The following is an 18,238-nucleotide window of genomic DNA, read 5'->3' as shown; positions in this document are numbered from 1 at the left end:
ATCCTCGTACGACGGACCGCGCACGTCACGCGGATTGAGCCGAGGGCGAAGGCGGCAGCAGCGGCCCGCACTCCCACTGCTGGAAGATCAGCCGGGTCTCCACCCGGGCCACCTCCCGGTGCGCGGTGAACTCGTCCAGCACGAGCCGCTGCAGATCGGCCATGTCGGCGACCGCGACATGGACGAGATAGTCGTCCGGCCCGGTCAGGTGGAAGACCGTCCGCGACTCCGGCAGGGCCCGGATCCGCTCCACGAACGGCCCCACCAGCTCCCGCCGGTGCGGCCTGACCTGCACCGACAGCAGGGCTTCCAGTCCCCGCCCCAGCTTGGCCGGATCCAGCTCCAGCCGGTGCCCGAGGATCACCCCCGAGCGGCGCAGCCGCGTCACCCGGTCCAGACAGGTCGACGGCGCCACCCCGACCTGCGCGGCGAGATCCCGGTACGTCGCCCGGGCGTCGTTCTGCAACAGCCTCAACAGATGGAGATCCACCGGATCCAGTACGACAGATTGAGCCATTGGCCGAACGTAGCACGGGATACTCACCCGGCAGCCCGTTCGATGTTCACCCTTGCCCACCATGGACATGGACACAACGAGCCCGCGCGCCCACGACGACATACGCACCGCACGGCGAGCCCTCGCCACCGAGGCCGTGCACGCCGGGCGGGACGACCTCGCCCGGCAGGGGCTGCACGCCCCGCCGATCGACCTGTCCACCACCTACCCGTCGTACGACAGCCGGGGCGAGGCGGCCCGGATCGACGCGTTCGCCACCACCGGCGCCGAGCCGGACGGCCCGCCCGTCTACGGGCGGCTCGGCAACCCGACCGTGGCCCGCTTCGAGACCGCCCTGGCCCGCCTGGAGGGCACCGAAGCGGCGGTCGCCTTCGCCAGCGGCATGGCCGCACTGAGCGCCGTCCTGCTCGTCCGCGGTTCGATGGGCCTGCGGCACGTCGTCGCCGTACGCCCCCTCTACGGCTGCAGCGACCACCTGCTGACCGCCGGGCTGCTGGGCTCGGAGGTGACCTGGACCGACCCGGCCGGCGTCGCCGACGCCATGCGCCCGGACACCGGACTGGTCCTGGTCGAGTCCCCGGCCAACCCCACGCTCGCCGAGGTCGACCTGCGGGCCGTCGCGCACGCCTGCGGGTCGGTGCCGCTGCTCGTGGACAACACCTTCGCCACGCCGGTCCTGCAGCGCCCCGCCGAGCACGGTGCCCGGCTGGTCCTGCACAGCGCCACCAAGTACCTCGGCGGGCACGGGGACGTCCTCGCGGGCGTGGTCGCCTGTGACGAGGAGTTCGCGGGCCGGCTGCGCCAGGTGCGCTTCGCCACGGGCGGCGTCCTGCACCCGCTGGCCGGCTACCTGCTGCTGCGCGGCCTGTCCACCCTCCCCGTCCGGGTCCGCGCGGCCTCCGCCACGGCAGCCGAACTGGCCGGCCGCCTCGCCGCCGACCCGCGCATCGCCCGCGTGCACTACCCGCGCATCGGCGGCGCGATGGTCGCCTTCGAGGTGTGCGGCGACCCGCACGAGGTGATCGGCGCGGTACGCCTGATCACCCCGGCGGTGAGCCTCGGCAGCGTGGACTCCCTCATCCAGCACCCCGCCTCCATCAGCCACCGCATCGTGGACGCGGATGACCGCAGGGGAGCCGGCGTGAGCGACCGGCTGCTGCGCATGTCGGTGGGCCTGGAGGACGTGGAGGACCTCTGGTCGGATCTCGACCAGGCGCTGGGGCGCCCCGTCGGGGGCGCGGGGACCTGCGCGACAAGCCACAACGAATCCGCACCCGCCCACTGACGAACGCCCTACGGTGCGGAGGCGCTCCCGAGTCCCTCCGCACCTGTCACGACCGCTTCACCCAGCCGCGCAGTGATCACCAGCGTCCCCTCCTCGACCTGGTAGTCGAGAGGCAGCCCCAGCCCGCGCATGGCGGCCACCATGCCCGTGTTGGACGCCTGCGTCACGGCGTACACGCTGGAGCACCCCGCCTCCACGGCCAGGGCCACGAGCCGCGCCAGCAGCTCCGCCCCCACACCCCGTCGCTGCCAGGCGTCCTCGACGAGCAGAGCGACCTCCGTTTCGTCCCCGTCCCACAGGAGGTGACCGAGCCCGACGATCCGTCCGGAGGCCGTCTGCACGGCGAGGGTGCGGCCGTAGCGGGGACTGAGCAGGTGGTTGAGATACCGGTCGGCGTCACGGACGGGCCCGTGATAGCGCAGCTTCAGCGTGCGCGCCGAGCACCGCTCGTGCATGTCCTTGGCAGCATCCAGGTCACGCGTGTCGGCTCTCCGCACGGTGATGTCGCTGCCCTCGGCGAGCGTGAGCGCCTCCCGCCCGTGCGGGAGGCGCGGACCGAGCCGGGCGTCCAGTTCCACCAGCGCCCTGGCCCGGGCGAACTCGGTGGGCGTGAACGGCAGATACGGCCGCTCCACGGTGATCACTCCGCCTTCCGGGGCGCGCAGCCGCATCACCGTGTCGTCGAGGGCCCCCTCCACCGCGAGGCCCCCCGGCGCCCGGCCGCCGCCGGCCGGAGCGGGCCGGGACCGGATGGTGCAGCGGCCCAGCAACTGCCGCAGGGCCAGGGGCAGTTCCGCCGAGTCCAGGGCGGTGCGGGCGGCCAGTCCGAGGACCCGGGTCGGCGCGTCCACCAGGTCGTGGGCGTCGGCCCGCTCGATCCAGGTGTCGGCGCCGCCGGCCGACTCGACGGCCGTGCTGATCGCGGACGCCGGCAGGCCGGCCGGGCCCCGCAGCAGGAACTCGTCTACCGTGCCCTCGGCCAGCGGGTGCGTCTGGAGGCTCAGGATGTCGACGCGCTGCCCGGCCAGGGCGATGCACAGGGCCGCCAGTGACCCCGGCTCGTCCTGAACCGTGGTCCGCATCCGCCACAGGGAGTTTGCCCCCGGCACCGGCTCCGGTGCCGGGGACTCGGTATCACTCGTCGGTGGTGCGTGTTCTTGCCGTCGTGTCCGCCAGGCGTGGAACGCCGCCGCGACCCGCTGCCACGAGGTGGCGGGGCGGCAGTTGTCTGCGGGCTGCGTCACGTGAGTCACTTCTCGGGTCATGCACCCACTGTGACGGAACGGTGTTGCGTGATCGCGAACGCATTGTGACCGGCGGGTAAAGGGGCCAGTTTGCCCCCTTCGTCAACGCTTCAAACGTTGCGCTCCGTACCTACTGGCCGACCAGGCCCGGCTGGAGCGTCCTGGTGAACAGTACGGTGCCGTCCTGTTCCCGCAGACGCACCGTCAGCTCGCCGCCGTGGCCGTCGATGTCGACCTCGCCGAAGAACTGGTAGCCGCCGGCGGGGGAGACGTTGGCGGTCGTCGGTGCCTTCACGAACACGCGGTCCGGGCCGAATGTGCCGTCGAGCGCGTTCGCGGGGAAGGCACCGGCGTTGAGCGGGCCCGAGACGAACTCCCAGAACGGTTCGAAGTCGGCGAAGGCGGCCTTCGACGGCCGGTAGTGCTGCGCCGAGGTGTGGTGCACATCGGCCGTCAGCCACACCGTCCCCGTGATCCGCCGGTGCTTGATGTGCCGCAGCAGTTCGGCGATCTGCAGCTCACGGCCGAGCGGCTTGCCGGGGTCGCCCTGGGCGACGGCCTCGATGTTCTGGGCGTCCGGGACGACCAGCCCGAGCGGCATGTCGGCGGCGATCACCTTCCACACCGCCCGGGAGCGGGACAGTTCGCGCTTGAGCCACTCCAGCTGCTCACGGCCGAGGATGCCCTGCGGGTCGGTGGGCTGGTCGTCCGGCGAGTTGGCGTTGCGGTAGGTGCGCATGTCCAGGACGAACACGTCGAGCAGCGGGCCGTGGTGCTGCACGCGGTGGACCCGACCGTCGGGGCGGCGCAGCGTGGAGATCGGGAAGTACTCGGAGAAGGCCTGGCGGGCACGGGCGGCGAGCACGTCGACGCGCTTCTCGGTGTACCGGGTGTCGGTGAGAATCTCGCCCGGGTACCAGTTGTTGGTGACCTCGTGGTCGTCCCACTGGACGATGGACGGGACCCGGGCGTTGAACGCACGCAGGTTCTCGTCCAGCAGGTTGTAGCGGAAGTTGCCGCGGAACTCCGCCAGCGTCTCGGCGACCTTCGCCTTCTCCTCGGTCGTGATGTTCCGCCAGGTCCGGCCGTCGGGGAGGGCCACGGTCTCGGTGATCGGGCCGTCGGCGTAGATGGTGTCGCCGCTGCACAGGAAGAAGTCCGGGTCGAGGGCGCCCATGGCGTCGTAGATGCGGTAGCCGCCCAGCTCCGGGTTGATGCCCCAGCCCTGCCCGGCCAGGTCGCCGGACCAGACGAACCGCACGCCGTCGCGGCGCTTGGCGGACGCCGTGCGGAAGGTGCCGGTGACCGGCTCGCCGGTGCGGCGCGGGTCGTCAGGGTCGGCGAGCAGCACGCGGTAGTGGATCTGCTCGCCGGACGGCAGGCCGCGCAGCCGGGTCGTGCCGGTGAAGTCGCTGCCCGGGCCCAGCAGCGGGCCGTGCCATCGGTGCGGGCTGCGGAACGACTCGGTCGCCGACGTCTCGACGATCATCCGGGCCGGCCGGTCGGAGCGCACCCACACCAGCCCGGAGTCGCAGGTCACGTCTCCCGCCTGCACACCCCACCCCGCCGCCGGGCGCCCGGAGCGTGCGAAAGCGGGCGCGGCGCCGAGAGCGGCGGGCAGGGACAGGGCCGCCGACGCGGCGAGGGAGCCACGCAGGACGCTACGGCGCCCGGGCAACGGACGGTGGGACATGGATACGCCTCCAGGGACGGGATCCGGCCAAGTGTGCAGAGCCATACCTACGGGCACACCGCAGCGCGCACACGAACCCCAAGTGAACAACTGACCGCAGGGTGAGGGAACCTGCGAACCGGTCGGATCACCCGGTCGCGGCCTCCGCCATCCGGCGCACCCCCTCGGCGATCCGGGCGGGCGGCACATGGGCGTACCCCAGGACGAGCCGAATCTCCTCGGCGCCCGCCGGCCCCGTCCGCGTGTGGGCGTAGGCCGAGAGCGGGCGCACCGCCACCCCGGCCTGCGCCACGCGCGCGAGGAACCGCTCCTCGGGCCCGTACCGCTGCGGCAGAGTGGCGATCACATGCAGGCCCGCGGCGATCCCGGACACCGCCGATCCGGGGAAGTGCGCGTCCAGGGCGGCGACCAGCGCGTCGCGCCGGTCGCGGTAGGCGCGCTGGCAGCGACGCAGCTGGCGGTCGTAGTCGCCGCGCTCAAGGAAGCGGGCGAACAGGGCCTGGTCGATGGCCGGGTGGCCGAGATCCATGGTGCGCTTGCGTTCGACGATCTCCTCCGCCCAGGACTCCGGCACCAGCAGCCAGCCCAGCCGCAGGCCCGGCGCGAGGGACTTGCTGACGGAACCCGTGTAGGCCACATGGTCCGGGTCGAGGCCCTGGAGCGCGCCGACGGGAGCACGGTCGTAGCGGAAGTCGCCGTCGTAGTCGTCCTCCAGGACGATGCCGTCCACCGACCGCGCCCAGTCCAGCAACTCGGCGCGACGCCGGGCCGAGTAGGCGATGCCGGTGGGGAACTGGTGGGCCGGAGTCGTCACCACGGCCCGTACGCCCGAGGCCCGCAGCGGCTTTGGGGCGACCCCCTCGTCGTCCACCGGCAGTGGCACGGCGGTGACGCCGGCCGAGGCGTACAGCGCGTCGTGCTGGGGGCTGCCCGGGTCCTCCACCCCGACGGTGCGCAGCCCGCGCGCGTGCAGCGCGAAACCGAGCAGGGTCGTCGCCTGGGCCACCCCGGAGACGACCACGATCCGCTCCGGGTCGGCCACCACGCCCCGCCGCCGGGCGAGCAGTTCGGCCAGCGCGGTCCGCAGCCTCGGCAATCCGCGCGGATCGGGGTAACCGAGCTCCTGGTGCGGCAGTTCCGCCAGCACACCGCGCTGCGCCGCGGCCCACGCCGCGCGCGGGAACAGCGCCAGGTCCGGCGTCCCGGGCACGAAGTCCGCGCGGGCACCGGGCGAGCGCGGAGCGAGGTCGTGCGCCCGCGGCTGTGCGGCCCGTACGGCCGCGCCCACCCAGGTCCCGGCACCCCGGCCGCTGCGCAGATACCCCTCGGCCGTCAGCTGCTCGTACGCCTCCGTGACCAGACCGCGCGACACCCCCAGGTCCGCCGCGAGATCCCGGCTCGACGGCAGCCGGGTGCCCGGCGCGAGCCGGCCCGAGCGGACCGCCTCGCGCAGCGCCGCCTGCAGGGAACGGCCCCGCGTGCGTGCCGGTGCCGAGGCGGCGGGGAGCAGCAGCTCCCAGGCGGCGGACGCGGCACCTTCGCCCGGGTCGCTCTGCGGTGGCCTCATGAGGAAAGACCCTAGAGGCTTCAGACCTTGAAGACTCTGCCGCCCCGGACCCGTCAGCGGCTGCCGTCGAGGACCACCCGGGCCACCAGCGCCGGGTCGTCGTTCATCGGGACGTGGCCGCAGCCGGGCAGCCGCACCAGCCGGGCACGGGGGATGACGGCCTTGGCGCGCACGCCCTGGCGGGGGATGAGCAGCCGGTCCCGGTTGCCCCACGCCACGGTGACCGGCGTGCCCACGATGTCGTCGGTGAACTGCACGCTCCGGCCGGAGCGCAGCGTCTCGGAGAACCCCTGGGCCCGGGCGAGCGCGAGCGTCTCGGCGACCACGGCCTCGGGGGAACGGCGGCCCGGGCGGGCGTAGATGGTGCTCGTCAGCAGGGTGCGGCCGAGGGCCGGGCGGGCCAGCCGCTCGACCACGGGCGGCGGCATCCGCTGGGCGATCTGCCGCATCGTCATCAGCACGGTGAAGGCGTAACGGCGTTCCGCCGCGTTCCAGAACCCGGCGGGGGACAGGGCGGTGACCGAGCGGACGAGCTGCGCCCGGGCCAGGTCCAGTGCCAGCAGGCCGCCCAGCGAGTTGCCGGCCACGTGCGGCCGCTCGATCTCCAGCGCCCCGAAGAGCGCCCTCAGGACCGTGCTCATCGTGGGCAGGTCGTGCGCCATGCCGTCCGGGAGTGCCGGCGACTCGCCGCAGCCGGGCAGGTCCACGGCGATCACGTCGCGTTCGGCCGCCAGCGCGGGGAGCACCGGGTCCCACACCTGGCGGTGGTGGCCGATGCCGTGCAGCAGGAGCAGCGGTTCGCCGCTGCCCCGGCGCGTGTAGGACAGGGTCACGCTCTGCTCGCCCTGCGCGGAGGCGACTTTGAAGGAGACGGTGGCGGACATGGGGTGCTCCTCGGCTGTACTCGCTGACGGACGCCGTAGACAGCTTGTCAGCAATTGCTACCCGCGGGTAGCCCCAGGGTGCCGCCACCTCACTCCCGTCGGCCGCTCATCGGGCCCGGCGCACCTCGAGGTTGAACTCCCCGTGCCCGAACTTCTGGAACAGGCCGACCCACAGGGGCAGCCACATCTCCACGGCTCGGGCCGCCCGGATTCCGCCGAGGTCGAGCACGCGGTCCGCCGGCCAGCCGAACTCCCCGAGCAGCGCCGTCACCTGCTCCTTGGCGCCCGGGTCCTCCCCACAGACGAAGACGTTGTGCTCGCCCGGCACCCTGGCCGGATTCACCATCACCCGGCAGTTGACCGTGTTGAGCGACTTCACCACGCGCGCCCGCGGGAACGCCCGCTGGATCTGCTCGCCCACGCTGTCCGACTCGACGGGGGACAGCCGCAGCTCGTCGTCCTCGAACGCCAGCGGGTTGGACACGTCCACGAGGACCTTGCCCTCGAGGTTCTCCGCGCCGGCCGCCTCCAGCACGGCGAGGGCCACCCGCCCGCCGACGGCGTTCACCACGACCTCACCGAACTCCGCCGCCTCCGCGAACGTCCCCACGCTCGCCCGGGGGCCCGCGGTGGCGGCCCACTGCACGGCGGCGGTGTTGTCCCTCGTGCGCGAGCCGAGCCGCACCTCGTGCCCCAGCTCCACCAGCCGTCCGCCGAGCGTGCGCCCGACCTGTCCCGTGCCCAGCATCGCGTACCGCATCGCCACCTCCGGGAACCGTGCCGCCGATCACCGGCGTCCTGTCGGCCATTCTGTCCGGGAAGGGATGGTTCCGCCTGGACAGGGGCGCATCAGTGGGCTGGGATGGAGCCGTGACCACCGAGACCGCGACCGATGTCTTCGAAGCGCACCGTCCCGTCCTGCTCGGCGTCGCCTACCGCATGCTGGGACGCGTGGCCGACGCGGAGGACGTGGTCCAGGAGGCCTGGCTGCGCTGGACCGGCAGCGACCGCGGCGGCGTGTGCGAACCGCGCGGCTACCTCGTCCGGATCACCACCCACCTCGCCATCGACCGGCTGCGCCAGATCAAGGCCCGCGGCGAGACGTACGTCGGCCCCTGGCTGCCCGAGCCGTACGTCACCGACTTCGGCGACACCGTGCCGGACACCGCCGAGCGGGCCGTGCTCGCCGACTCCGTCTCCCTCGCCGTCCTCGTCGTGCTGGAGTCGCTGTCACCGCTGGAGCGGGCCGTGTTCGTGCTGCGGGAGGCCTTCGGATTCCCCTACGCCGACATCGCCGCCATGCTCGACCGCGGCGAACCGGCGGTGCGCCAGCTGGCCGGGCGGGCCCGCAGGCACGTCGAGGAGCGGCGGCCGCGCTACGAGGTCGACCCCGCCCAGCGCCGCGACCTCACCGAGCGGTTCCTCGCCGCCGCGGCCGAGGGCGACCTCGAAGGCCTGATGGCGCTGCTCGCCCCGGAGGTCCGGCTCGTCGGCGACAGTGGCGGCAAGTCGCGGGCGCCCCTGCGGGTTTTGCAGACCGCCGACAAGGTGGGCCGCTTCCTCGTCGGCGCCGCGCAGAAGAGCCCTCCGGAACTGTCCGTGCGGTTCCTGGAGCTCAACGGCGGCCCGGCCGTGCTGATCCTGTCCGGCGGCAAGCCCGACTCCGTCTTCCAGCTCGACGTGGCCGAAAGCCGCGTGCAGTCGGTCTACATCATCCGCAACCCCGACAAGCTGCGGTCCCTGGACGCATAGGGGGCTTCCGGGGCCGGTCCGGGCCCCGGCATGAACGCCCCGTGAACGTTCCCGGCCATTGGTCTTGACCAAGGATCAGGGCCGCCCTATGGTCGCAGAGAAGTGCAACAACCTTTAATAAACAAGGGCGCTAAAACGCCGCCGACCACGGCGATTGCGGAGGACAGGGTGGGGACCACGCAGCTGGAATCGGTGCAGGAACCGAAGTACTGGCATCTCAAGACGGTGCTCAGTGAAGCGCTCGACTCGGAGTTCTCGGTGGGGGAGATCCTTCCCAACGAGCGCGATCTCGCGGCCCGCTTCGGCGTGGCCCGCGCCACGCTCCGCCAGGCCCTGGAGCAGCTCGAACTCGAAGGCAGGCTGCAGCGCCGCCGCGGTGTCGGGACGACCGTCGCGCCGCCCCGCGTGGGCGTCTCCCTCGGCACCGGTCCGCACACCTGGCCGGGCGGCCCCGAGGACGCCTGGCAGCCCGCCGACTGCACGGCGGCCGTGCCGCCGCCGGCCGTCGCCGACGCGCTGGAGACCGGCCGCGACGAGTCCGTGCACATCGTGCGGCGCTCCCGCGTCTCGCACGGCCGGCCGGTGGCCGCGGAGCTGCTCTACATCCCGCAGTCCTCGGTGCCCGAGCTCTCCGGCATCGACGCGCCGTCCGGAGCGGCACGCGCGCGTGCGGTGCTGCGCGAGCTGCAGCGGCTGGAGCTGGAGCGGCAGGAGAACGCGGTGGAGCTCGGCTCCGCCGGAGCCGGCGAGGCGAAGGAGCTGGACCGGCTGCCCGGGGCGCCGGTGCTGGTGGTGACCACGGGCTTCGTCGCCGGGGGGCGTACGGCTGCGCTGTCGGTGGCGACGTATCGCGCTGACACGTGCCGACTCACCTTCGGTGACGCGGGGGGTGTGGAGATCCACGCCGGTCTTCAGAAGCAGGCGTCCTGAGCCTGGCCCCGTAGGGGTGCGGGGTGTGGGGCTGCCGGCGCGCTGTGGCTTTTCGCCCCCACGCGGCGGAGCCGCACATCAGTGCAGCCCCGGCCCCTGAAGGGGGCGTTGCTCCACCGCGAAGAGCTGTTCCTCCACGTGGTCCAGGGCCAGGCGCAGCGCGCCGGTTGCCACTGCCGCGTCTCCCAGGCCGGAGAGGGTCACCTCCGGGGGGCGCAGGCAGTAGCGGGCGAGTTCCCGGCGGAGAGGGTCCAGGACGCCGTCCAGGCCGGCTGCCCAGCCGCCGATGACGACCAGCTCCGGGTCCAGGGCGAGGACGAGGGCCGCCACGTCGTGGACCAGGCGCTGGATGAAGCGGTCGACGGCCGCGCGGGCCCGCTGGTCGCCCTCGCGGGCCTGTGCGAAAACCTCGGCCACTGCCTGCTCGTCCAGGGGGTGGAGGGGTTCGTCCGTGGTCGACAGGAGCGTCTCGGGCGTCACCCCCCGGCCGAGCAGATGCAGCGCGCCGATCTCGCCGGCCGCTCCGCCGTAACCCCGGTGCAGCCGGCCCCCGATCAGCGCACCGGCGCCCGGGCTGAGCCCCGCCAGCACGAACACCACGTCATCCGACTCGGTGGCCGCGCCCTTCCAGTGCTCGGCGACGGCCGCGGCATTGGCGTCGTTCTCGACCAGCACCGGGCACTTGAACGACCGGCTCAGGCGCTCGCCCAGCCGCAGCCCCGTCCACCCCGGCAGCGCCGTGCCCAGCCGCACCGTGCCGTCGGCCTCGACGATCCCGGGCGTCGCCACGCCCACGGCCCGCAGCGAGCCGCGTGCGACTCCGGCGCGGCGCAGCAGCTCGGCGACGGCCCCGCGCAGCCGCTCCAGCCGCTCGTCGGCCCCCGCCGTCTCGGGCACCTCCTTGGCCTGGGCGCCGATCACCCGGCCGTCCAGGTCGGACAGCAGCGCGGCCACCCGGTGCGCCCCGATCTCCAGCCCCAGCAGATGCCCGGCCTCCGCCCGGAACCGGAACCGCCGTGCCGGACGCCCCTGCCGTCGGGCAGCGCCCTCCTCGGCCGCCTTCTCGACGACGAGCCCGGCCTCGATGAGCCCTTCGACGACGCCCTCGACGGTCGGCCGGGACAGCCCCGTCACCCCGGTGATCTCGGTGAGCGTCGCGCAGTCCGTGGCACGCAGCGCGTGCAGCACCACCGCGGAGTTGATCCTTCGCAGCAGCGAGGGATCCCCGCCGGTCAGCCGCCCCACCGTCCGTCCTCCCAGGTCGTGCGCGTGTTGGCCGGATCGTACTTCGACGCGGCACACCCCGGCGAGGGGCGGGGCACCGGCCCGCCGCCGATCAGCCCGGTGCCACGAACCCCGACTCGTACGCCGCGATCACCGCCTGGGTGCGGTCCCGCGCCCCCAACTTCGCCAGCACCGCGCTGACATGCGACTTCACGGTCTCGGTCCCCACGACGAGCCGGGCCGCGATCTCCCCGTTCGACAGGCCCCGCGCCATCAGCCGCAGCACCTCGGCCTCACGCTCGGTCAGCCGGGCCCGCTCCAGCACGGCCCGTGCCGCGCGGTTCCCGCCGGTGTCGCCGTACTCGGCGGCGAGCTGCCGTACCGAGGCCGGGAACAGCAGCGACTCGCCCTCGGCGATCAGCCGCACCGCGTGCACGATCTCGGCGGGCCGGGCCCGCTTGAGCAGGAACCCGTCGGCTCCCGCCCGCAGCGCCTCGTACACGTACTCGTCGTTCTCGAAGGTCGTCACCACGAGGATCCGCGGCGGATCGTCGACCGTCCGCAGCAGCACCCGGGTGGCCTCGATACCGTCCAGCAGCGGCATCCGCACGTCCATGGCGACCACGTCCGGCCGCAGCCGGCGCACGAGCGGGATCACCGCCGCCCCGTCCGCGGCCTCCCCGACGACCTCGATGTCGGGCTGCGCCTCCAGCACGGCCCGCAGACCGGCGCGCACGAGGGGTTCGTCGTCGACGAGGAGAACGGTGACCGGCATCGCGCCAGCGTAGATCAACGCAGCGGCAGTTCTGCATGGACCTGCCAGTCGCCGTCATCGGGCCCGGTCCGGGCCCGCCCGCCGAGCAGGGCCGCGCGTTCCCGTATCCCGCGCAGGCCGCTGCCGTGCCCCGGGCCGGGTGGTGTGCCGACCGGCAGCGGATTGCGTATCGCGAGGACAAGGGTGTCGTCGGCGACCCGCACGCGGACGCGCACCGGGACCGCACCCGCGTGCCGCAGCACGTTGGTCAACGACTCCTGGAGGATCCGGTAGCCCTCCCGGGACGCCGGCCCGGGCACGCTCTCCACCGGGCCGGTCACCTCGGCGTCGACCTTCGCCCCGGAGGTACGGGCCGACTCCAGCAGGCGGTCGGCGTCCGCGAGGGTCGGTCTGCCGCTCACCGGCTTCCCCGACTCGCGCAGGACACCGAGCACCCGCTCCAGGTCCTCCAGGGCGGCCCGGCCGGTCTCCTCGATGGCGCCCAGGGCGCGATCGGTGAAGGCCGGATCGCCCGCCGTACGGGCGGCCCCCGCCTGCACGACGGCGACCGTGAGCGCGTGACCGATGGAGTCGTGCAACTCGCGGGCGATCCGGGTGCGTTCCAGGAGCTGTTCCGTGCGTTCCTCCAGTGCGGCCAGCCGCTCGGCGGGGGAAGGGCCGAGCAGGCGCAGGGCGATGCGGGTGATGAGGTGCCCCGAACCGACCACGACCGCGGCCCCCAGGACCAGGGGGAGGGGCGCGAGCAGGGCGTGCCACCAGTGAGGGCCCTCGACGCGAAGCCAGGCACCGCCCGCGCGCTCGCCGCCGAGCGCCGTCGACACCAGGTCCGTCGCGAGGAGGAGGAGCTGGACGCAGAGATGGGACACCAGGACGCCGAGGAGCAACCGCGCCCCCAGCCACACCACGGTACGCCCGCGGTCGCCCCATGTGGCCGAGGGGGTGACCACGATCTCCGCGCTCTCGCTGCCGTTCCGCTGGCCGGTCAGCAGCAGCCGCGCCTGGAACCCCTCCACGACCCGCATGGCGGGGACGAGGCCCGCGAGCCCGAGCAGCACGGTCGCCGTGCCCACGGTCCACCACGCCTCGTCGATGAACAGCCACAGGGCCGGCCACACGATGGCCATGCAGAGATGCAGCCACCGCGTGTACGTCACCGCCCGCGTGAACGGGCGCAGCATGCGGACCATGGCGTCATCGTGCCAGCCGGCACGGACAGCGAACCTCCCCCGCACGGGGGAGACGATCTCCACCGCCGGGGGAGGACCGCACCCCGGACCGGCCGCCACGCTGCTGTCATGACCAGCATCGACGTCCAGGACCTCACCAAGGAGTTCGGCGACCGGCGAGCCGTGGACCAGCTCACCTTCCGCGTGCTGCCCGGCCGCGTCACCGGCTTCCTCGGCCCCAACGGCGCCGGGAAATCCACCACCATGCGGCTGGTGCTCGGCCTCGACCGGCCGACCGCCGGTTCCGCCACGATCGGCGGCCGGCCCTACCCGACGCTCCGCGAACCCCTGCACCACGTGGGCGCCCTGCTCGACGCGCAGGCCGCGCACGGCTCCCGCACCGCCCGCGACCACCTCCGTGTCCTGGCGGCGAGCAACCGCATCCCGGACCGGCGGGTCGACGAGGTCCTGGAGGAGACGGGCCTGGCGTCGGTGGCCCGGCGCCGCGTGCGGACGTACTCCCTGGGCATGCGCCAGCGGCTCGGCATCGCCGCCGCCCTGCTGGGCGACCCCGAGGTGGTCATGCTGGACGAGCCGTCCAACGGCCTCGACCCCGAAGGCATCGTGTGGATCCGGACGTTGCTGCGCCGGCTCGCGGCACAGGGCCGCACGGTCCTGGTCTCCAGCCACCTGATGAACGAGACCGCGTCCTTCGCCGACCACCTCGTCGTCCTCGGCCGGGGCCGGCTCCTCGCCCACACCCCCATGCGGGACTTCATCCACGCGCGCGTGCAGCCCCGCGTCCGTATCCGCACGACCGACCCCGGCGCCCTCGAGTCGGCCCTCGCCCGGCACGGCCACCACGCCGAGGAACACGCGGACGGGCACTGGACCGTGCCCGACGCACGGGTGGACGACATCGGCCGCATCGCCTCGGCCGCGGGCGTACCGGTCCTGGAACTGACCGCGGAGGAAGGCACGTTGGAGCAGGCCTACTTCGACCTCACCGGGGCCGAGACCGAGTTCACCGCACAGCCCCAGGAGGCCTGACCATGGCATTCGCGCCCGTACTGCGCTCCGAGTGGCTGAAGATCCGCACCCTGCGCTCGCTGCCGGGAGCGCTGCTGGCCCTGTTCGCGGCGACCACGGCGTTCTCCGCCATCGCCGGAGTCTCCGATGCCTCGGACCCGGGGTTCGATCCGCTGTTCACGGCCCTGTCCGGCGTCATACCGGGCCAGATCGCGGCCATTTCCTTCGGGGCCATGGCCGTGTCGTCGGAGTTCCACGGGGGTGCGCTCCGGCTCTCACTGGCCGCGGTGCCGCAGCGTGGCCGGTGGTTCGCGGCCAAGGCGGCCGTCATCGCCGTACCGGCGCTCCTCGTGGGGCTGGTCACGGCCCTCGTCGCCCTTCTCGTGGCGCGGGCGGGGCTCGGCCCGGCGTCCGAGGGGCTCAGCACCGTCGAGCAGGTGCGCGGTGTCCTGGGCTGCGGCGTCTACCTCATGCTGATGGCCCTGTTCGCCGCGGGTGTCGCCGCCCTGCTCCGCAGCGGCGTGGCCACCCTCTCCCTGCTGGTGCCGTTCATCCTGGTGGTGTCGTTCGTGATCGGCGACGCCACGGGCACCGTCGCCGACTTCCTGCCCGACAAGGCCGGGCAGGCGGTCCTGCGGGAGACGTACGAGGGCACCCTGGGGCCGTGGTCGGGGCTCGCGGTGACCGCGCTGTGGACGGCCGCCGCCCTGCTGGCGGGAGCCTGGAGCGTGCGCCGCAGGGACGCCTGACGGCGAGCCGGTTGACGCCCCGCCAAGTGTCAGTGGGGGCGGGTTTACTGGACCCATGAACATCGCACAGCACCTCGCCCTCATCGACGAGCTGTGCTACCGCCCTTTTCCGGCGGAGCACGGCCCGTCGGACGTCGGCGTCTCGGGACCCGGTCACCACATCGCGGTGTTAGAGGCCGCGACCGACGGCGACCCGGCGGCCCGGGCGGTGACGATCGACCAGTACGAGAAGGACCGCGACGCCGTCTGCGAGCTCCTCGCCTCCCGCTGGGGCGACACCGCTCCGTACAACCTGCAGACCGTCCTGCTGCGCACCGAGCGGGAGGAGATACCCCGGCCGTGGGCCGAGTTGAGCGCGCGGGCGAGCTTCGCCCACCTGTGGGAGGTGGAGGGCACGGGCCGCTGGGTCGCCGTGGCGGTCGGGGACCGGGACGCGTCGCGGGAGGTCCAACTGCTGGCGTTGGTCACGGAGACGGACCCGCCGTAGGGGCTCAGCTCCCGGCGGCCTCCCGCAGCCGCCCGAACTCCTGCGCCATCGTCTCGACCGTCCAGTGCGCGTTCAGCCCGCTCGGATTGGGCAGCACCCACACACGCGTGTCCCCGATCGTCCGAGCCTGCGGCCCCACCTGCGCCTTGCGGTCGTCGAACGCGGCGCGGTAGGCGGTCACCCCCACCACGGCCAGCCAGCGCGGCCGCAGCCGCTGCACCTTCGCCGCGAGCAGCCGCCCGCCCTCCCGGTACTCCTCGGCGCTCAGCTCGTCGGCCCGCGCGGAGGGCCGCTCCACGACATTGGTGATGCCGAGCCCGTACGACAGCAATTCCTGCTGCTCGGACGGCCTGAGCAGGCGCGGAGTGAACCCGGACCGGTGCAGCACCGGCCAGAAGCGATTGCCCGGGCGGGCGAAGTGATGGCCCGTCGCGGCCGTCATCAGGCCGGGGTTGATGCCGCAGAACAGGACGTGCAGACCCTCCGCGACCACGTCGGGCACGACGCGGTCGCGGGCGGCCTGAAGCTCCTCGGGCGTGAAACGCGGCACCGTCGGCTACCCGGCCGGCGCGTCAGAGAATCGCCCCGGGCGTGTAGCCCGCGGCCTGGGGGTGCTGCTTCACGATCTCCTCGACCCGGGCGACGACGGTGGCGACCTGGTCGCCCGCGGCACCGGTGAAGGACAGCTTGTCGGCCATCAGCGCGTCCAGCTGTGCCCGGTCCAGCGGAATCCGCGTGTCGGCGGCCAGCTTGTCGAGCAGCTCGTTGCGCTCGGCGCCCTGCTCGCGCATGGCCAGCGCGGAGGCGACGGCGTTCTCCTTGATCGCCTCGTGCGCGATCTCCCGGCCGACGCCCGCGCGCACGGCGCCCATCAGCACCTTGGTGGTGGCGAGGAACGGCAGGTAGCGGTCCAGCTCACGGGCGACGACCGCCGGGAACGCGCCGAACTCGTCGAGCACCGTCAGGAACGTCTCCAGCAGACCGTCCAGCGCGAAGAACGCGTCCGGCAGCGCGACCCGGCGCACCACCGAGCAGGACACGTCGCCCTCGTTCCACTGGTCGCCCGCCAGCTCGCCGGTCATCGAGGCGTAGCCGCGCAGGATCACCATCAGGCCGTTGACGCGCTCGCAGGAGCGGGTGTTCATCTTGTGCGGCATCGCCGAGGAGCCGACCTGGCCGGGCTTGAAGCCCTCGGTGACCAGCTCGTGCCCGGCCATCAGCCGGATCGTCTTGGCCAGCGACGCCGGCGCCGCCGCGAGCTGCACCAGCGCGGTGACGACCTCGTAGTCCAGCGAGCGCGGGTAGACCTGGCCGACCGAGGTGAACGCCTGCGAGAAGCCCAGGTGCGTGGCGATCCGCTGCTCCAGGTCCGCGAGCTTCGCGGCGTCCCCGCCCAGCAGGTCCAGCATGTCCTGCGCGGTGCCGACCGGGCCCTTGATGCCGCGCAGCGGGTAGCGGCCGAGCAGCTCCTCGATACGGCCGTGGGCGACGAGCAGCTCGTCGGTGGCGGTCGCGAAGCGCTTGCCGAGGGTGGTGGCCTGCGCGGCGACGTTGTGCGAGCGGCCGGCCATGACCAGCTCGCCGTACTCGCCGGCGAGCTTGCCGAGCCGGGCCAGGACGGCGACCGTGCGGTCGCGCATCAGCTCCAGCGAGAGGCGGATCTGCAGCTGCTCGACGTTCTCGGTGAGGTCGCGGGAGGTCATGCCCTTGTGCACGTGCTCGTGCCCGGCGAGGTCGTTGAACTCCTCGATCCGCGCCTTGACGTCGTGCCGCGTGACCTTCTCGCGCTCGGCGATGGAGGCCAGGTCGACGGTGTCGAGGACGCGCTCGTAGTCGGCGAGCGCCGCGTCGGGCACCTCGATCCCGAGGTCCTTCTGGGCCCGCAGCACGGCGAGCCAGAGCTGCCGCTCCAGCTTCACCTTCTGCTCGGGCGACCAGAGCGTGGCGAGCTCGGCGGAGGCGTAGCGTCCGGCGAGGACGTTCGGGATGCGGGGCTTGGCGGGCGCAGAAGTCACGTGACCGGATTCTACTGGCGATTCGTGCAGGCCAGCGCCGCGGGTGTCCTTGTCGGAACCTACGAGAGCGTCCCGGCCGCCTTCACCTGCGCCTACGCCAGATCCTCGTACGGCGACAGCTCCGGCCGCTTGGGCGGGAGGCCGTCGCCCGAGGAGCGGCCCGTCAGACGGCGGCCTATCCACGGCAGCAGGTACTGCCGGGCGAACCGCGCGTCCGCCACGCGCCGCATCGCCCACCCCGGCGGCAGCGTCGCCGGCATCGGCGTGCGCCACTCGGCGTCCTCGGGGTCGTAGCCCAGCGTCTGCCACACCGCCTCCGCGACCCGGCGGTGGCCCTCGGCCGTCAGGTGCAGCCGGTCCACGTCCCACATCCGCGGGTCGCTCAGGGAGGGCGCGCCGTACAGGTCGACGACGATCGCGCCGTGCCGCGCGGCCAGCTCGTCGACGCAGGTGAACAGCTCCTCCATGCGGGGCCGGAACCGCTCCAGGACGGGGCCCTGCCGGCCCGGGCTGCGCATCAGGACGAGCCGCCGGCAGGCGGGGGCCAGCTTCTCCACGGCCTCCTCCAGGAGCCCGCGGACCCGGCCCATGTCGCACTTGGGCCGCAGCGTGTCGTTGAGCCCGCCGACCAGGGTGATCACGTCGGCCCCCATGGCCGCCGCGACATCGACCTGCTCGTCGACGATCTGCCGGATCAGCTTGCCGCGCACCGCGAGGTTGGCGTACCGGAAGCCGGGCGTACGGGCCGCCATCCGCGCGGCGAGCAGGTCGGCCCAGCCCCGGTAGGTGCCGTCGGGCATCAGGTCCGACATGCCCTCGGTGAAGGAGTCGCCGACCGCGACCAGGCTGCTGTAGGTGGGGTTCGTCTGCATGGCGACGGAAATGGTATCCCGTGCACATACCCATCAGTCGGTCGGCCTC

At 73.4% G+C, this 18,238-nt stretch carries 18 protein-coding genes; 6 read left to right on the top strand and 12 right to left on the bottom strand.

What is annotated here, in order from left to right:
- Positions 1–25 precede the first annotated feature (25 nt).
- Entirely contained in the window at positions 26–517 is a 492-nt protein-coding gene (locus G3I77_RS29705) for an Lrp/AsnC family transcriptional regulator (protein WP_248508417.1), read from the bottom strand.
- A gap of 67 nt (positions 518–584) precedes the next feature.
- Between G3I77_RS29705 and G3I77_RS29700 the strand changes: the two genes are divergently transcribed.
- A complete protein-coding gene (locus G3I77_RS29700) occupies positions 585–1,802 on the top strand; it encodes a PLP-dependent aspartate aminotransferase family protein (protein ID WP_248508626.1) in 1,218 nt (405 codons plus the stop codon).
- 8 nt (positions 1,803–1,810) lie between these two features.
- On the opposite strand, the gene G3I77_RS29695 is transcribed toward G3I77_RS29700, so the two are convergent.
- The 5 genes from G3I77_RS29695 to G3I77_RS29675 form a co-directional block, all read right to left on the bottom strand.
- A complete protein-coding gene (locus tag G3I77_RS29695; protein WP_248508415.1) occupies positions 1,811–3,067 on the bottom strand; it encodes a GNAT family N-acetyltransferase in 1,257 nt (418 codons plus the stop codon).
- A 109-nt stretch (positions 3,068–3,176) separates the two neighbouring features.
- Entirely contained in the window at positions 3,177–4,739 is a 1,563-nt protein-coding gene (locus G3I77_RS29690) for an alkaline phosphatase (RefSeq protein WP_248508413.1), read from the bottom strand.
- A gap of 127 nt (positions 4,740–4,866) precedes the next feature.
- Positions 4,867–6,306 carry a PLP-dependent aminotransferase family protein gene (locus G3I77_RS29685; protein WP_248508411.1) on the bottom strand — a complete coding sequence of 480 codons (1,440 nt, stop codon included), beginning with the start codon at positions 6,304–6,306 and terminating at the stop codon, positions 4,867–4,869.
- A 53-nt stretch (positions 6,307–6,359) separates the two neighbouring features.
- Positions 6,360–7,190 (bottom strand): alpha/beta fold hydrolase, encoded by an 831-nt coding sequence (locus tag G3I77_RS29680; protein WP_248508409.1) that lies wholly within the window; start codon positions 7,188–7,190, stop codon positions 6,360–6,362.
- Positions 7,191–7,296: 106 nt separating this feature from the next.
- Positions 7,297–7,950, bottom strand: a complete 654-nt coding sequence (locus G3I77_RS29675) for an NADPH-dependent F420 reductase (protein ID WP_248508625.1) — start codon at positions 7,948–7,950, stop codon at positions 7,297–7,299.
- Between the two features lie 110 nt (positions 7,951–8,060).
- On the opposite strand from G3I77_RS29675, the gene G3I77_RS29670 reads away from it, so the two are divergent.
- Both G3I77_RS29670 and G3I77_RS29665 read left to right on the top strand, forming a co-directional pair.
- A complete protein-coding gene (locus tag G3I77_RS29670; protein ID WP_248508407.1) occupies positions 8,061–8,942 on the top strand; it encodes an RNA polymerase sigma-70 factor in 882 nt (293 codons plus the stop codon).
- A gap of 168 nt (positions 8,943–9,110) precedes the next feature.
- The gene (locus G3I77_RS29665) at positions 9,111–9,872 is read left to right on the top strand and encodes a GntR family transcriptional regulator (RefSeq protein WP_248508406.1); all 762 of its coding nucleotides are present in this window, start codon (positions 9,111–9,113) and stop codon (positions 9,870–9,872) included.
- 78 nt (positions 9,873–9,950) lie between these two features.
- Here G3I77_RS29665 and G3I77_RS29660 read toward each other — a convergent pair whose 3' ends face one another.
- The 3 genes from G3I77_RS29660 to G3I77_RS29650 all read right to left on the bottom strand — a co-directional run bounded on the left by G3I77_RS29660 (position 9,951) and on the right by G3I77_RS29650 (position 13,058).
- Positions 9,951–11,117 (bottom strand): ROK family protein, encoded by a 1,167-nt coding sequence (locus tag G3I77_RS29660; RefSeq protein WP_248508405.1) that lies wholly within the window; start codon positions 11,115–11,117, stop codon positions 9,951–9,953.
- A gap of 91 nt (positions 11,118–11,208) precedes the next feature.
- Entirely contained in the window at positions 11,209–11,871 is a 663-nt protein-coding gene (locus G3I77_RS29655; protein WP_248508403.1) for a response regulator transcription factor, read from the bottom strand.
- Between the two features lie 14 nt (positions 11,872–11,885).
- Positions 11,886–13,058, bottom strand: a complete 1,173-nt coding sequence (locus G3I77_RS29650) for a sensor histidine kinase (protein WP_248508401.1) — start codon at positions 13,056–13,058, stop codon at positions 11,886–11,888.
- A 108-nt stretch (positions 13,059–13,166) separates the two neighbouring features.
- Between G3I77_RS29650 and G3I77_RS29645 the strand changes: the two genes are divergently transcribed.
- The 3 genes from G3I77_RS29645 to G3I77_RS29635 are packed head-to-tail and all read left to right on the top strand — an operon-like array spanning position 13,167 to position 15,302.
- The gene (locus G3I77_RS29645; protein WP_248508399.1) at positions 13,167–14,087 is read left to right on the top strand and encodes an ABC transporter ATP-binding protein; all 921 of its coding nucleotides are present in this window, start codon (positions 13,167–13,169) and stop codon (positions 14,085–14,087) included.
- 2 nt (positions 14,088–14,089) lie between these two features.
- Positions 14,090–14,815 carry an ABC transporter permease gene (locus G3I77_RS29640; protein ID WP_248508397.1) on the top strand — a complete coding sequence of 242 codons (726 nt, stop codon included), beginning with the start codon at positions 14,090–14,092 and terminating at the stop codon, positions 14,813–14,815.
- Between the two features lie 55 nt (positions 14,816–14,870).
- Positions 14,871–15,302, top strand: a complete 432-nt coding sequence (locus G3I77_RS29635; RefSeq protein WP_248508394.1) for a hypothetical protein — start codon at positions 14,871–14,873, stop codon at positions 15,300–15,302.
- A gap of 4 nt (positions 15,303–15,306) precedes the next feature.
- On the opposite strand, the gene mug is transcribed toward G3I77_RS29635, so the two are convergent.
- From mug to G3I77_RS29620, 3 genes are all read right to left on the bottom strand, one after another.
- Positions 15,307–15,852 (bottom strand): G/U mismatch-specific DNA glycosylase, encoded by a 546-nt coding sequence (gene mug, locus G3I77_RS29630; RefSeq protein WP_248508392.1) that lies wholly within the window; start codon positions 15,850–15,852, stop codon positions 15,307–15,309.
- A 22-nt stretch (positions 15,853–15,874) separates the two neighbouring features.
- Entirely contained in the window at positions 15,875–17,317 is a 1,443-nt protein-coding gene (gene purB / locus G3I77_RS29625) for an adenylosuccinate lyase (protein ID WP_248508390.1), read from the bottom strand.
- A 92-nt stretch (positions 17,318–17,409) separates the two neighbouring features.
- Positions 17,410–18,189 carry an SGNH/GDSL hydrolase family protein gene (locus G3I77_RS29620; RefSeq protein WP_248508389.1) on the bottom strand — a complete coding sequence of 260 codons (780 nt, stop codon included), beginning with the start codon at positions 18,187–18,189 and terminating at the stop codon, positions 17,410–17,412.
- Between the last annotated feature and the right edge of the window lie 49 nt (positions 18,190–18,238).

It is taken from the genome of Streptomyces sp. D2-8 (assembly GCF_023184515.1).
Classification (GTDB): Bacteria; Actinomycetota; Actinomycetes; order Streptomycetales; family Streptomycetaceae; genus Streptomyces.
This window is presented reverse-complemented; position numbering and strand designations above follow the sequence as displayed.

Excerpts from the sequence above, each read along its gene's own strand:
- G3I77_RS29690 (WP_248508413.1), bottom strand. The coding sequence starts at position 4,739 with ATGTCCCACCGTCCGTTGCCCGGGCGCCGTAGCGTCCTGCGTGGCTCC.
- G3I77_RS29675 (WP_248508625.1), bottom strand. The coding sequence starts at position 7,950 with ATGCGGTACGCGATGCTGGGCACGGGACAGGTCGGGCGCACGCTCGGC.
- G3I77_RS29635 (WP_248508394.1), top strand. The coding sequence starts at position 14,871 with ATGAACATCGCACAGCACCTCGCCCTCATCGACGAGCTGTGCTACCGC.
- G3I77_RS29655 (WP_248508403.1), bottom strand. The coding sequence starts at position 11,871 with ATGCCGGTCACCGTTCTCCTCGTCGACGACGAACCCCTCGTGCGCGCC.
- G3I77_RS29705 (WP_248508417.1), bottom strand. The coding sequence starts at position 517 with ATGGCTCAATCTGTCGTACTGGATCCGGTGGATCTCCATCTGTTGAGG.
- G3I77_RS29645 (WP_248508399.1), top strand. The coding sequence starts at position 13,167 with ATGACCAGCATCGACGTCCAGGACCTCACCAAGGAGTTCGGCGACCGG.
- G3I77_RS29685 (WP_248508411.1), bottom strand. The coding sequence starts at position 6,306 with ATGAGGCCACCGCAGAGCGACCCGGGCGAAGGTGCCGCGTCCGCCGCC.
- G3I77_RS29650 (WP_248508401.1), bottom strand. The coding sequence starts at position 13,058 with ATGGTCCGCATGCTGCGCCCGTTCACGCGGGCGGTGACGTACACGCGG.
- G3I77_RS29680 (WP_248508409.1), bottom strand. The coding sequence starts at position 7,190 with ATGTCCGCCACCGTCTCCTTCAAAGTCGCCTCCGCGCAGGGCGAGCAG.
- G3I77_RS29620 (WP_248508389.1), bottom strand. The coding sequence starts at position 18,189 with ATGCAGACGAACCCCACCTACAGCAGCCTGGTCGCGGTCGGCGACTCC.
- G3I77_RS29640 (WP_248508397.1), top strand. The coding sequence starts at position 14,090 with ATGGCATTCGCGCCCGTACTGCGCTCCGAGTGGCTGAAGATCCGCACC.
- G3I77_RS29695 (WP_248508415.1), bottom strand. The coding sequence starts at position 3,067 with ATGACCCGAGAAGTGACTCACGTGACGCAGCCCGCAGACAACTGCCGC.
- G3I77_RS29700 (WP_248508626.1), top strand. The coding sequence starts at position 585 with ATGGACACAACGAGCCCGCGCGCCCACGACGACATACGCACCGCACGG.